Raw genomic sequence first — 13,688 nt, 5'->3', positions numbered from 1 at the left:
AATAATCATATTATGGCTGACATTAAGAATCTTAAGCCAGAAGAAATCTGGCGCAACTTCGACGCACTCACACAGGTGCCACGTCCATCAGGACATCTTGAAAAAGTACAGGCTTTCTTGCTCGACTTCGCCAAGAAGGCTGGCGTAGAGGCTTTCCAGGATCCAGCAGGCAACATCGTTATGCGTAAACCCGCTACTCCTGGTTTCGAAAACAGAAAGGGAGTTATCCTGCAGGCCCACATGGACATGGTGCCACAAAAGGCCAAGGACAGCAAGCACAACTTTGAGACCGACCCTATAGAGACTATCATCGACGGTGACTGGGTACGTGCCAACCGCACCACTTTGGGCAGCGATGACGGTTTGGGCGTAGCTACCATCATGGCTGTGATGGAGGCCAAAGACTTGCAGCACGGTCCGGTAGAAGGACTTATCACCCGCGATGAGGAAACCGGTATGTATGGTGCCAACGAATTGCCAGCTGGTGAGCTCAATGGCGACATCCTGCTGAACCTCGACACCGAGTCATGGGGCGAGTTCGTGATAGGAAGCGCCGGCGGTATTGACATCACTGCCACACTCGACTATAAAGAGGTGGAAACCGACAAGGAAGATGCAGCCGTAAAGGTTACGCTGAAAGGTCTGAAGGGCGGACACTCTGGTATCGAAATCAACGAAGGCCGCGCCAACGCCAACAAGTGCATGGTTCGCTTTGTACGCGAGGCTGTCGCCGAACTCGATGCTCGCCTGGCTTCATGGCAGGGCGGCAACATGCGCAACGCCATCCCATTCGAGGCAGAGGTGGTGCTTACCCTGCCTAAGGAGAATGTAGAGGCTCTGAACGACATGATTGCCGACTGGAAGGATGAACTGAAGGACGAGTTCAAGGGCATCGAGAATGTAGAGAAGATAGAATTCTTTGCTGAGAACGTAGAAACTCCTAAGATGGAGGTTCCTCAGGAGATACAAGACAACCTCATTGACGCTATCTATGCTTGTCACGACGGAGTACTGCGCATGGCTCCATCCATGCCCGATATCGTAGAGACATCTTCCAACCTGGCCATCATCGCCATAGGTGAAGGCAAGGCTTCTGTCAAGATTCTGGCTCGTTCCTCACACGACGGCTACAAGGAGTACATCGCCACCATGATGGAGAGCTGCTTCTCTATGGCTGGCATGAAGGTAGAGTTCAGCGGAAGCTATGGCGGCTGGAATCCAAACCCAGAGAGCGACATCCTGGAGCATGTACTCAAGGTTTACAAAGAGCAGAATGGTGTAGACGGCAAGGTTCAGGCTGTTCATGCCGGACTGGAGTGCTCTATCATCCTGAGCAAGTATCCTCATCTCGACGTGGTATCATTCGGTCCTACCCTGCTCAGCCCTCACACCCAGAACGAGCGTTGCCAGATTAGCTGTGTGGCTCCTTTCTGGAACCTCATGAAGCAGCTGCTTACCGAAATTCCTGAGAAGTAAGGACGGAAGAGGGAGACCTGTTCTCCCTTTTCAACCTGACTTTTGTTACATTTATGATAAAAAGATAGCCGAGGAAGAAATTTCTCGGCTATTTCGTTTACAATTTCAATATTTTTAGTTACCTTTGCACGCGAATTTGCCAATAGAGTGTTTTCTTTTTGGCACATGTCAAATCAAAATAAAACAAAAATGGACGATTATCACGCGGAAAATAACCAATTTCAAGCGTGGAGATTCATAGGATAAAGCCTCACCCGAAGGCAGCCTCATGCCAATCTCCATAGCTCAGAGTTTATTATTTTTTTTGGAGATTAGCACAATGAGAACATTCTGGAACATCGAAAAGAACCTTACTGCCATCAATGAGTGGCAGCCCAACTGCTGGATACAAGTAACTTGTCCCACCGACGAAGATCAGAAACTACTGGAAGAGAAATTCAACATTCCCGACTACTTCCTTTCCGACATCAGCGATACCGATGAGCGTGCCCGCTACGAATATGACGACGGCTGGATGCTCATCATTCTGCGTATTCCCTATGTCAAGGAGATAAGAAGCCGAACTCCTTACACTACAGTCCCTTTGGGCATCATACACAAGCGTGATGTCACCATCACCGTGTGCTATTACGAGACTAATATGATGATCGACTTCGTGAGCTATCAGCAGAAACGAGGAGAAGGATTCACCGACTACGTCGACATGATCTTCCGACTGTTCCTGTCGTCTGCCGTATGGTATCTGAAACGACTCAAACAGATCAACTCTCTCATAGAGAAGGCTAAGCGCAACCTCGACCACGGTGTCAACAACGAGAGCCTGATAGGACTGAGCCGCCTGCAAGACTCGCTCACCTACTTCATCACCTCCATCCGTGGCAACGAGAATCTGCTGTCGAAACTGAAATTCAAACTGCAGGTAGACGAGTTGGACGCCGACCTCATTGAGGACGTCAACATCGAGATGACACAGGCTCGTGAAACCACCAATATCTATTCCGACATCTTGGAATCGACAATGGACACTTATTCGAGCATCATCAACAACAACATGAACACCACCATGCGTACGCTGACCTCCATCAGTATCGTGATGATGTTGCCAACGCTGATCTCTTCTCTGTTCGGTATGAACCTCATCAACGGAATGGAGAACAGTCCCTACGGATTTATGTTCGCACTGGTCATCTCATTCATCGTATCAGGACTCACTTGGGGCTTCCTGCGCTACAAACGACTGCTCTAAAACACAAAATATATTAAAAATATACCGTTTTATTAGGATTTGTCGTTTATTTTGACTAAGTTTGCAACTTATAATACAAACATTTTTGTGTGGCGGGCTGACTCTACGACAGAGCCACCCCCAAGGAACTCGAATCATAAACTAAATCAAGTGACATGATGGACTCTCAAGAAAATACCCTCAATCAGGGTACCATTGAAGAACCACAGGTGGAAGCCACAGTGGCTGAGACACCTGCAGTAGAGAACACTTCAGAAGCCGAGACTAAAACCTATGCTACCAAACAGGAAGTACTCGACCGTGTAAAGGAAATAGCGCACAGCGACGAAGCTCCTCAGAAAAACGAGCTAGACCTGCTGAAGACTACTTTCTACAAACTACATCTCGCTGAAAGAGATGCACAGATGAAAGAGTATCTGGCTGGTGGCGGTGACCCCGAGAAGTATGTTCTCCTGCCCGACGAGGCGGAGGAGGCTTTCAAGGCGGAGATGCAGATCATCAAAGAGAAAAGAGCCAAGATTTTCCTCGCACAAGAGGAAGAGAAACAGGCCAATCTGCAGAAAAAGCTCGACATCATCGAAAAGATAAAAGCCATGGCAACGTCGCCCGACGAGGCCAACAAATCATATCAGGAATTCAAAGCCCTGCAGCAAGAATGGAAAGAGATTAAGGCCGTTCCTGCCGACAAGGCCAACGAGCTCTGGCGCAGCTATCAGCTCTACGTAGAGCAGTTCTACGACCTGTTGAAGCTTAACAACGAGGCTCGTGAATACGACTTCAAGAAGAATCTTGAGGCTAAGACCAAACTCTGCGAGGCTGCTGAGAAACTCGACGAGGAAGAAGATGTCATCTCTGCTTTCCACCAGTTGCAGGAACTCCACGCACAATATCGCGAAATAGGACCTGTAGCCAAGGAGTTGCGTGAGCAGATTTGGAGCCGGTTCAAGGCTGCCAGCACGGTTATCAACAAGAAGCATCAGCAGCACTTCGAGCAGTTGCGTGCCAAGGAGGAGGAAAACCTCGAGAAGAAGACAGCACTCTGTGAGAAGATAGAAGCCATCAACCAACAGCAGTACAAGCTCGCTTCCGAATGGGAGAAAGTCACTAAGGAGGTTATCGAGCTGCAGAGCGAATGGAAGAAGATAGGCTTTGCACCTCAGAAGATGAACGTGAAGATCTTTGAACGCTTCCGCACTGCCAACGATGAGTTCTTCGCCAAGAAAGCTGAATACTTCAAGGTGCTGAAAGAAGAATATACTGCCAATGCCGAAAAGAAAAAAGCGCTCATCGAAAAGGCTAAAGAACTCGCTACAAGCACTGAATGGCGCAAGACGGGCGACAAGCTCATCAACCTGCAGAAGGAATGGAAGCAGATTGGTGTTGTGCCTCGCAAGTTGGGCGATCAACTGTGGCAGGAGTTTATCAATGCATGCAACCAGTTCTTCGAGGCTCGTAACAAGGCTAATGCCGGTACACGTAGCACAGAGCACACCAACTTAGAGAAGAAAAAAGAGGTAGTGGCAAAGCTCAATGCCCTGCTAGGGAATGCTGGCGACAACGTACAGCAGCAGGTACAGTCACTCATCGACGAGTACAAGGCGATAGGTCACGTGCCCTTCAAAGAGAAGGATGCTATCTACAAGCAGTACCACGATGTGCTCGACAAAATATACAAGAACCTGCATATCAGCAACGCCAAGCGCCACCTCGACAACTTCAAGAACAACTTGAAGAACGTGGCAGAAAAGGGCTCGGATGCTCTCGACAATGAGCGCGGACGCCTCTTGCGCCGCTTCGACCAGTTGCGCTCCGAGATTACCACCTACGAGAACAACCTTGGTTTCCTCAATGCTGCCAGCAAGAAGGGAAACAGCCTCGTAGAGGAGATGAACCGAAAGGTGCAGAAGCTCAAAGACGATCTCGAACTCGTAAAACAGAAAATAAAGGCTATCGATGCCGAAAACAAATAAAAAAGAACAGCCGGAGTGCAAACCAAGCACTTCGGCTTTTTTTATTGACGAGAAAACAACAGAACCTTTACTGAAAGTCGCACCGAATATTGATGGACGGGAAGGAAAAGACTCATCCACAAAAACTCCCTAAAACAAAAAAGCATCTTTCTAAAAGAAAGATGCTCTTGGTTGGGATACCCGGATTCGAACCAGGAATGACAGGACCAGAATCTGTAGTGTTACCATTACACCATATCCCAATGTCTTTTTGTTGTTGCAATGTCATTTCTTAATTGCGAGTGCAAAGGTAATACTTTTTTCTGAACCCACAAAATTTTTCTCAACTTTTTTATCGAAAATCGTTATTTTTTTCATTTTTACGCCTTTTCCCTCAAAAAACACGTGGTTTTGCGCCATACCAACCTTAAAAAAACAGAAAAGTTGGAGGAAAGTAACGCATACTCATTTTTTTGCACTATCTTTGTAGTCGAATAAACATAATAACAACTCAATGAATACAGCAAAACAATTAGTAGAGACAATTAAAGAAGGAATACAAGAGAAAAAAGGCAGCAATATCGTCATTGCCGACCTGAGCGAGATAGACGGCACCATAGCCAAGTACTTTATTATCTGCCAAGGCGGTTCACCCTCCCAGGTAGAGGCTATTGCAGAATCAGTAGGCGACTTCTGCCGTAAGAAGTTGGGCGAGAAACCTGTCAACGTAGCAGGATTAGGAAACGACCAATGGGTAGCCATCGACTTTGTGGATGTACTCGTACACATCTTCCAGCCTGAGGTAAGACAGTTCTATGATCTGGAACACCTCTGGGAAGACGCCAAACTGACAACCGTGCCAGACGTGATGTAACAGTTGCGCGCGTACATTATTATATATAGATACATAAGAAAGCAAGAAACAAAAGTCTTTTTTAAAACAAAAAAAAGGAAAGGAAACATTCAATATGGAACAAGGCAACAACAAGAACAATCCCGGCGGGCCCCAACCCCCCAAGATGCCTAAGTTCAACATGAACTGGCTCTATATACTTATCATCGTCGGACTGATGGTAGCCTACTTGAGCGGAGGCACAAACTCTTTAGGAGGAAGTGCCACACAAGAAGCCACCTACACACAGTTTAAGCAATACGTGGAAAAAGGTTATGTGCTGAGCGTTGTAGCCAACAAGACCGAGAACACCCTGAAACTGTATATCAACCCCAAGTACTCACGCGAGGTGTACAAAACCTCAGCCAAGAACTTAGGCACCAACCCTTATGTGGAGGTGCAGTTTGGTTCGGTTGATGAGGTGGACAGGTTTGCCAACGCCATGGTGCAAGCCAAGAAAATCAATTCGTTCAGTTATAAGAACGAGTCAACGGACGGTTTCCTCAAAATCTTGTGGAATATCTTCCCGCTGATTCTTTTCTTCGTCTTCATCTGGTGGATGTCGGGACGTATGGGCGGCATGGGCGGCTCAGGCGGAGGAATCTTCAATGTAGGCAAGAGCAAAGCACGCATGTATGAGAAAGGCAATGCCATCGGCATCACCTTCAAGGACGTGGCAGGACAGGAAGGAGCCAAACAGGAAGTACAGGAAATCGTAGACTTCCTGAAGAACCCCAACAAATATACCGACTTAGGTGGTAAGATACCTAAGGGAGCCCTTCTCGTAGGACCTCCGGGAACTGGTAAGACGCTCCTTGCCAAAGCCGTGGCAGGCGAAGCTGGCGTACCTTTCTTCTCGATGAGTGGTTCCGACTTCGTAGAGATGTTTGTCGGCGTAGGTGCATCACGTGTGCGCGATCTCTTCCGTCAGGCTAAGGAGAAAGCACCTTCCATCATCTTCATCGACGAGATTGATGCAGTAGGACGTGCCCGCAGCAAAAATCCATCCATGGGAGGCAATGACGAGCGCGAGAACACGCTCAACGCCCTGCTTACCGAGATGGACGGATTCGGAACAAACAGCGGTGTCATTATCCTGGCAGCCACCAACCGTGTGGACATGCTCGACAGCGCCTTGCTGCGTGCAGGACGATTCGACCGTGAAATACACGTCGACCTTCCTGACCTGAATGAGCGAAAAGCCATATTCCTGGTTCATCTAAAACCTGTAAAGGTAGACAAGAGTGTTGACGTAGACCTGCTGGCACGACAGACACCAGGATTCTCGGGAGCCGATATTGCAAATGTGTGCAACGAGGCTGCCCTTATAGCAGCACGCCACGACAAGAAGAGCGTAAGCAAACAAGACTTCCTCGATGCTGTAGACCGTATCGTAGGCGGACTGGAGAAAAAGACCAAGGTGATGACAGCAGAGGAGAAGCGAAGCATCGCACTCCACGAGGCTGGCCATGCCACCATTTCATGGTTCTGTCAGTATGCCAATCCACTTATCAAGGTAACTATCGTACCACGCGGACAGGCTCTCGGAGCAGCCTGGTATCTGCCCGAAGAACGACAGATCACCACCAAGGAACAGATGCTCGACGAGATGTGTTCGCTCATGGGAGGACGTGCTGCCGAGGAACTCTTTACGGGCCATATATCATCGGGAGCCATGAACGACCTGGAAAGAGCCACCAAGAGTGCCTATGGCATGATAGCCTACTTAGGTATGAGCGACAAGCTGCCTAATATATGCTATTACAACAACCAGGAATATTCCTTCCAGCGTCCATACTCCGACACCACTGCCCGCATGATAGACGAAGAGGTGCTCAAGATGGTGAACGAACAGTATACCCGAGCCAAGAACATCCTCGTAGAGCACAAAGAAGGCCATAACGCCCTTGCCGAGCTCCTCATCCAGAAAGAGGTGATCATGGCAGAAGACGTAGAGAAGATCTTTGGCAAACGTCCATGGCTTAGCCGTTCACAGGAAATCATGGAGGACGAGCAGCCCAAGATTGATGACAAACTGAAGGAACTGCCCGAGGTTCAGGCAGCCATCAAGGCTCACGAACAGGCACAAAAGGAAGACAACTCGTCTGAAAGCACCGAAAACAATGATACCGACGTGCAGAACGACGAGAACTCAGAAGAAACAAACAACAAATAAAATAAGGAATCACAAATGACCGACAAACAAAAGAATCTTATCGTGAGGTCTATCACGGGCGTCTTGTTCGTGGTGTGCATGGTGTCTTGTTTCCTCAACCCAAGAGCCATGATTTTCCTCTTTACCATCATTACAGGACTCAGCATCTGGGAATACTGCGGACTGGTAAACAACGAGAAGGAAGACGTCACCGTCAACCGTCTGATCTGCACCATTGCCGGAGTATACTTTTTCCTGGCCGTGGCAGGACTGCGAATGGGCATCGTAGGCAATTTCATTGTCTTTGTTCCCTATCTGCTCACCATCGTATATCTGTTTATCAGCGAACTGTATACCGGCAACAAAGATGCCATCAACGACTGGGCCTACACCATGCTCTCGCAGATGTACATCGCCCTGCCCCTCTCTATGATCAATATTTTGGCTTTCGAATACTCAGCTTTCGACGGCCAGATACACTACGACATGCTGTTGCCACTGAGTATTTTCATATTCCTTTGGACAAACGATACCGGAGCCTACTGCAGCGGTTCGCTCTTCGGCAAGCATAAACTCTTCCCACGCATCAGTCCTGCCAAGAGTTGGGAAGGAAGCATAGGCGGAGGTATATTCGTTCTGATTGCAGCTGCCGTGATTGGTTACTTGGCAAATGACGGCGAGGCTCACCGACTCAGCATTGCCGGATGGATGGGATTGGGCCTGGTTGTCGTGTTCTTCGGAACATGGGGCGACTTGGTAGAGAGTCTCTTCAAACGCACTTTGGGAGTAAAGGACAGCGGCACACTGCTGCCAGGACATGGCGGTATGCTCGACCGTTTCGACTCTTCGCTCATGGCCATTCCCGCAGCTGTCATCTATCTCTATACACTGCAGCTTTTCGTATAAAAAAAAGAGGCTCATGAGTTTTCCCTTTAACTCATGAGCCTTTTTTAGGAACTTTTTTGTCTTAGTAACTTATTGAAGTTTCGCATATGGTTCAAGTACGGGCTGAAGGCCCAAAAGCTCATAGCCCAGGGCATCGCCCTGGGTATAATGGCAATCAACAAGGCGCCCTGTAAGGGCAAAAGCTTTGTATATTGCCAGGTATTTGAAAGCTTTTGCCCTTACAGGGCGACAGGTTTGCGTCCATAAACACCCAGGGCGATGCCCTGGGCTAAGAGCTTCTGCCCTTTCAGGGCGTGTGGGGCTTACTTGCGAAACTTGAATAACTTATTGATAATCAATAGCAAGTTTTCATATTTTACTACGGCTCATTTATTTCCTGCTGGCTCACCCGCTCTGCCTCTTCAGCTTTCTGCCGGGCGATGGCAGCTTCCTGTTCAGCCTTGACACGAGCCAGCTCTGCAGCTTTGGCGGCAGCCTTGGCAACAGCCTCAGCACGTTCTTTAGCCAGACGTATCAACTCAGCACGATGCTTTCTCAACAAATCTACCATGATAGAAGCAGCTTCGTCGGGCGCCACCTTACTTCCCAACTCTCTCAGCACTTCCTGATATTCAGCAAGCATTCTTTCGCGTGCAGGCTGCCCTGGCATAATCTTATACAGCTCGTTGGCTATTCCGTCTATCGTAAACTTATCGGCGAACATCTCTGGAACCACTTCCTTATTGGCCACCAAGTTGACAAGAGAAATATAGTCAACCTTCAGCACGTGATTGAAGGCAAAACGAATCAGTTTTGGCAAGGGAGTTTCATAGCACACCACTTGCGGAACATTAAACAGGGCTGTCTCGAGCGTGGCAGTTCCACTGGTTACAAGAGCCGCCGTGGTGTGAGACAAGAGCTGGTAAGTCTTATTCTTCACCACTCTGACAGGAGTACCTTCCAGGAATTTATCGTAATATTCATCCTCTATCGACGGAGCTCCAGCCAATACCATTTGATAATCTTCAAAACGTTCAGCCACCTCTATCATGGCAGGAAGATTGTCCTTAATTTCCTGTAGTCGGCTACCAGCTAAAAGAGCGACAATCGGTTTTCGACTGTCAAGATTATTTTCTCGACAAAACTCCTCATGCGTCTGATGATATCCTACTCTGAACTCTGCCACTTCCTGAGCAGTGGGATTGCCCACATAGTGAACGGGATACTTATGTTTCTGCTCATAGAAAGGCACCTCGAAAGGCAGTATGGAGAACATCTCGCTCACATCACGTTTGATGCTTTTAATACGCCACTCCTTCCAGGCCCAAATCTTAGGCGATATATAATAGTAGACAGGTATCAACGTATTCTTTTTCAAGAACTTGGCTATATTGAGATTAAAGCCTGGATAATCGACTAAGATCACAACATCGGGTTTCCACGCCACAATATCCTCCTTGCATCTTTTCATGTTCGAGAAGATGGTGCCCAGATGCAGCAACACAGGTACAAAGCCCATATAGGCCAGTTCCTTATAATGCTTGACACGAGTTCCTCCCTCAGCAGCCATCAAATCGCCGCCGAAGAATCGAAATTCAGCCAATTCGTCATATTTTTTCAACGAGCGCATCAATCTGCTGGCATGCAGATCGCCACTCGCCTCACCTACTATCAGATAATATTTCATCCTTATTGTCGAATATTCTTAGTTAATCGTCAAGTTCAGAAGCTTCCGTGTTGAGCGACCTGTTGTTCTCAAGCCACTCATAGTCGGTCACATCTATTTTTGTAGGCGTAATGGCAATGTAGCCATGACTGAGCGCCCACTGATCAGTATCTACAGCCTCAGGCTCATCATTGCGATATTCGCCCACCATCCAGTAATAGTCATACCCCCGAGGATGATGCTCCTTCACCACTTCATTGATCCACGAGCCCCATGTCATACGGCAAACCTTAAAGCCCTTGAAAGGAGGATTGACGGGAAAGTTGACATTAAGACAAGTTCCCTTGGGCAGTCCTTCACGAAGCACTCGCTTCACGATGCTTATCACTCCGTCGCGCAAGGGTGACAGATCGGCGTTCACATCATAGTTGCAACTACTGAACGCCACCGAGGGAATATACTTCATGCAGCCTTCCTTGGCTACGCCCATTGTGCCCGAATAATGATTGTTCACACTCGAGTTGTCGCCATGGTTGATACCACTGAGTATCAGGTCGGGAACCCGAGAATCCAACAACTGGTCGAGAGCTATCTTCACACAGTCGACAGGCGTTCCTGAGCACGACCACACTTCCACCTCCTCGCCCATGTTGTGTCTGCGTTTCAACAGCAGTGGTGATGTTACCGAGAAGGCGCATCCATAGCCCGACCGTCCACTCTCAGGAGCCACCACAAGCACCTCACACCAGTCTTTCAGAAATCCAACAAGCGTCTTGATTCCATTGGCATGATAGCCGTCATCGTTGGATATTAATATTAAAGGTTTCTTATTTTCCATAAAAATATCGCTCTTTTTGGTGCAAAAGTACGAAAAAACCTTTAAAGTAACGTCTTTCTCGCATAAAATATGTATCTTTGCAGAAATTTTGTGATGATTTTTAATATAGAAAATTAAGAATATGGGAAAAATAATCGCATTGGCCAACCAGAAAGGCGGTGTCGGCAAAACGACAACCACCATCAACTTGGCAGCATCATTGGCCACACTGGAGAAGTCGGTTCTTGTAGTAGACGCCGACCCACAGGCAAATGCCTCCAGCGGCTTAGGAGTAGACATCAAGGAGGTAGACTGCTCTCTGTACGAGTGCATTATCGACCATGCAGATGTTCGTGATGCCATCTATACCACCGATATTGATGGACTCGACATCATCCCCAGCCACATCGACCTTGTCGGTGCAGAGATAGAAATGCTCAATCTGCAGAACCGCGAAAGGGTTATCAAGAATCTGCTCGCCCCTATCCGCGACGAGTATGATTTCATCCTTATCGACTGCTCGCCATCTCTGGGACTCATCACAGTCAACTCGCTGACAGCAGCCGACAGCGTCATCATTCCTGTTCAGTGCGAATACTTTGCCCTGGAAGGCATCAGCAAGTTGCTCAACACGATAAAGATTATCAAGAGCAAGCTCAACACCAAGCTCGAGATAGAAGGCTTCCTGCTTACCATGTACGACAGCCGTCTGCGTCTGGCCAACCAGATTTACGACGAGGTGAAGCGCCACTTCCAGGAGTTGGTGTTCAAGACCGTCATCCAGCGCAACGTGAAGCTGAGCGAAAGTCAAAGCCACGGTCTTCCCGTCATCCTCTACGACACAGAGTCGAACGGCGCCAAGAACCACTTGGCATTGGCAAAAGAAATTATCAACAAGAACTCATAAAGTAAGAAAAAAGAGTGAAGAAAGACTCACTCCTTACTAAGAAATAGAAAATGGCAGTACACAAGAAATACAATAACGGAACCAAGAGCAATGCCCTGGGACGAGGTCTCGACGCACTTATCTCTACCGAAGGAGTGCGCACACAGGGCAGCAGTACCATCAACGAGATTCCTCTCGACCAGATAGAAGCCAACCCCAACCAGCCTCGTCGCGAGTTCGACGACGAAGCACTCCATGAGTTGGCAGAAAGCATCAAGGCCATAGGCATCATTCAGCCCATCACCTTGCGACAGGTGGCAGAGAACCGCTTCCAGATTATCGCAGGTGAGCGTCGCTGGCGTGCCTCCCAGTTGGTTGGTCTGAGAGCCATACCAGCCTATATCCGTACCATCAGCGATGAGAGTGTGATGGAGATGGCACTCGTCGAGAACATACAGCGCCAGGACCTCAACGCCATAGAAATAGCTTTGGCATACGAGCACCTGATGGAGAACAACGAGATGACTCAGGAGAAGATAGCCGAGCGCGTGGGCAAAAGCCGCGCTGCTGTAGCCAACTACCTGCGCCTGCTCAAGTTGCCAGCTCAGGTACAGATGGCACTTCAGAAGAAAGAAATCGACATGGGCCATTGCCGCGCCCTCTTGGCACTCGACAGCCCTTCACTTCAGATCAAGCTGTTCCATGAAATTCAGAAAAACGGCTACTCTGTACGCAAGGTAGAGGAGATGGTACAGCAAATAAAGGACAGCGAGGACAACGAGACAGCCAAAAAGGTAATCAAGGGAAAAGCCGAACTGCCCGAAGAGTTCACCCTGCTGAAGAACCGCCTCTCGCAGTTCCTCAACACCAAGGTTCAGTTTACCTGCTCACCCAAGGGCAAGGGAAAAATCAGCATTCCCTTTGCCAACGAGGAGGAATTAGAGCACATCATGAACGTTTTCGACCAATTAAAACAAAACTAATTAGGTGAAATCGAAAATATCACATATTTGTATATCAGTCTTGTTGACCAGCCTACCCTGGGCTGCTCAGGCACAGAAGGCTGTCTCAGCCAGTCAATCCACTGCAGACGAAAATCAGCCTGCCGTAGTGGCACCTGCAGATACAACATTCTCTGCCAAAGACAGTCTCAAGCTCAACAGTATGCTCCAGGTTGCTACCAAGAAGCCCAAGCGCGACTGGTCCACATGGCGTCCTGACACCAAGCGTGCCATGTGGCTTGCCATCGTTCTGCCAGGAGCAGGACAGATATACAACCGTAAATACTGGAAACTACCTATTATATATGGTGGTTTCGTAGGCTGTGCCTATGCCATCACCTGGAACAACCAGATGTATCACGACTATTCACAGGCCTATATGGACATCATGGACGATGACCCCACTACCGACAGCTACAACCAGTTCCTGCACTTAGGAGCCACCATCGATGCCAGCAACATGGACCGATACAAGGAAATCTTCCGCAAGCGCAAAGACCGTTACCGCCGCTGGCGCGACATGGGTGTGTTTGTGATGATTGGCGTTTACGCTTTCTCCATCATCGATGCCTACGTGGACGCATCACTCTCCGAGTTCGAAATTTCCGACGACCTTACTCTGAGAGTAGAGCCTGCCTTCATGAACAGCAACCCGCAAAGCCGCAACCCCTTCCGATCAGGAACATTGGGACTTCAATGCTCACTCACTTTTTAA

The 13,688-nt window shown here is 48.4% G+C and carries 11 protein-coding genes and 1 tRNA gene; 9 read left to right on the top strand and 3 right to left on the bottom strand.

The genetic code is table 11. The features are described 5' to 3' along the window. Positions 1–12 precede the first annotated feature (12 nt). From P3T48_RS10640 to P3T48_RS10630, 3 genes are all read left to right on the top strand, one after another. Entirely contained in the window at positions 13–1,476 is a 1,464-nt protein-coding gene (locus P3T48_RS10640; protein WP_158463176.1) for an aminoacyl-histidine dipeptidase, read from the top strand. 319 nt (positions 1,477–1,795) lie between these two features. Then, complete coding sequence (locus P3T48_RS10635; protein WP_022252217.1) at positions 1,796–2,722, top strand: magnesium transporter CorA family protein; 927 nt, start codon at positions 1,796–1,798, stop codon at positions 2,720–2,722. A 155-nt stretch (positions 2,723–2,877) separates the two neighbouring features. Further along, positions 2,878–4,692 (top strand): DUF349 domain-containing protein, encoded by a 1,815-nt coding sequence (locus tag P3T48_RS10630; protein WP_276506664.1) that lies wholly within the window; start codon positions 2,878–2,880, stop codon positions 4,690–4,692. A 168-nt stretch (positions 4,693–4,860) separates the two neighbouring features. On the opposite strand, the gene P3T48_RS10625 is transcribed toward P3T48_RS10630, so the two are convergent. Then, positions 4,861–4,934, bottom strand: a tRNA-Gln gene (locus P3T48_RS10625). A 251-nt stretch (positions 4,935–5,185) separates the two neighbouring features. Here P3T48_RS10625 and rsfS point away from each other — a divergent pair. From rsfS to P3T48_RS10610, 3 genes are all read left to right on the top strand, one after another. After that, entirely contained in the window at positions 5,186–5,545 is a 360-nt protein-coding gene (gene rsfS / locus P3T48_RS10620; RefSeq protein ID WP_022251480.1) for a ribosome silencing factor, read from the top strand. 94 nt (positions 5,546–5,639) lie between these two features. Next, positions 5,640–7,739: an ATP-dependent zinc metalloprotease FtsH gene (gene ftsH / locus P3T48_RS10615; RefSeq protein ID WP_276506663.1), complete on the top strand. Its 2,100-nt coding sequence runs from the start codon at positions 5,640–5,642 to the stop codon at positions 7,737–7,739. Between the two features lie 15 nt (positions 7,740–7,754). After that, complete coding sequence (locus tag P3T48_RS10610) at positions 7,755–8,624, top strand: phosphatidate cytidylyltransferase (protein WP_276506662.1); 870 nt, start codon at positions 7,755–7,757, stop codon at positions 8,622–8,624. A gap of 358 nt (positions 8,625–8,982) precedes the next feature. Here the strand turns inward: P3T48_RS10610 and lpxB are convergent, their stop codons facing one another. Then, positions 8,983–10,290: a lipid-A-disaccharide synthase gene (lpxB, locus tag P3T48_RS10605; RefSeq protein WP_276506661.1), complete on the bottom strand. Its 1,308-nt coding sequence runs from the start codon at positions 10,288–10,290 to the stop codon at positions 8,983–8,985. A 22-nt stretch (positions 10,291–10,312) separates the two neighbouring features. Beyond that, positions 10,313–11,107, bottom strand: a complete 795-nt coding sequence (gene surE, locus P3T48_RS10600; protein ID WP_276506660.1) for a 5'/3'-nucleotidase SurE — start codon at positions 11,105–11,107, stop codon at positions 10,313–10,315. Positions 11,108–11,228: 121 nt separating this feature from the next. Here surE and P3T48_RS10595 point away from each other — a divergent pair, with 121 nt between their 5' ends. Genes P3T48_RS10595 through P3T48_RS10585 form a run of 3 tightly spaced genes read left to right on the top strand, consistent with a single transcriptional unit; the run spans position 11,229 to position 13,688 of the window. Beyond that, the gene (locus P3T48_RS10595) at positions 11,229–11,993 is read left to right on the top strand and encodes a ParA family protein (RefSeq protein WP_022251485.1); all 765 of its coding nucleotides are present in this window, start codon (positions 11,229–11,231) and stop codon (positions 11,991–11,993) included. A gap of 50 nt (positions 11,994–12,043) precedes the next feature. After that, the gene (locus P3T48_RS10590; protein ID WP_022251486.1) at positions 12,044–12,955 is read left to right on the top strand and encodes a ParB/RepB/Spo0J family partition protein; all 912 of its coding nucleotides are present in this window, start codon (positions 12,044–12,046) and stop codon (positions 12,953–12,955) included. A gap of 4 nt (positions 12,956–12,959) precedes the next feature. Then, positions 12,960–13,688: a DUF5683 domain-containing protein gene (locus P3T48_RS10585; RefSeq protein ID WP_276506659.1), complete on the top strand. Its 729-nt coding sequence runs from the start codon at positions 12,960–12,962 to the stop codon at positions 13,686–13,688.

The sequence above is a fragment of the Segatella intestinalis genome (assembly GCF_029348455.1).
In the GTDB taxonomy this organism is placed as follows: domain Bacteria; phylum Bacteroidota; class Bacteroidia; order Bacteroidales; family Bacteroidaceae; genus Prevotella.
Note: the sequence above shows the minus strand (reverse complement) of the source record. Positions and strands in the feature narration are given on the sequence as shown.

Excerpts from the sequence above, each read along its gene's own strand:
- P3T48_RS10640 (WP_158463176.1), top strand. The coding sequence starts at position 13 with ATGGCTGACATTAAGAATCTTAAGCCAGAAGAAATCTGGCGCAACTTC.
- P3T48_RS10635 (WP_022252217.1), top strand. The coding sequence starts at position 1,796 with ATGAGAACATTCTGGAACATCGAAAAGAACCTTACTGCCATCAATGAG.
- P3T48_RS10630 (WP_276506664.1), top strand. The coding sequence starts at position 2,878 with ATGATGGACTCTCAAGAAAATACCCTCAATCAGGGTACCATTGAAGAA.
- rsfS (WP_022251480.1), top strand. The coding sequence starts at position 5,186 with ATGAATACAGCAAAACAATTAGTAGAGACAATTAAAGAAGGAATACAA.
- ftsH (WP_276506663.1), top strand. The coding sequence starts at position 5,640 with ATGGAACAAGGCAACAACAAGAACAATCCCGGCGGGCCCCAACCCCCC.
- P3T48_RS10610 (WP_276506662.1), top strand. The coding sequence starts at position 7,755 with ATGACCGACAAACAAAAGAATCTTATCGTGAGGTCTATCACGGGCGTC.
- lpxB (WP_276506661.1), bottom strand. The coding sequence starts at position 10,290 with ATGAAATATTATCTGATAGTAGGTGAGGCGAGTGGCGATCTGCATGCC.
- surE (WP_276506660.1), bottom strand. The coding sequence starts at position 11,107 with ATGGAAAATAAGAAACCTTTAATATTAATATCCAACGATGACGGCTAT.
- P3T48_RS10595 (WP_022251485.1), top strand. The coding sequence starts at position 11,229 with ATGGGAAAAATAATCGCATTGGCCAACCAGAAAGGCGGTGTCGGCAAA.
- P3T48_RS10590 (WP_022251486.1), top strand. The coding sequence starts at position 12,044 with ATGGCAGTACACAAGAAATACAATAACGGAACCAAGAGCAATGCCCTG.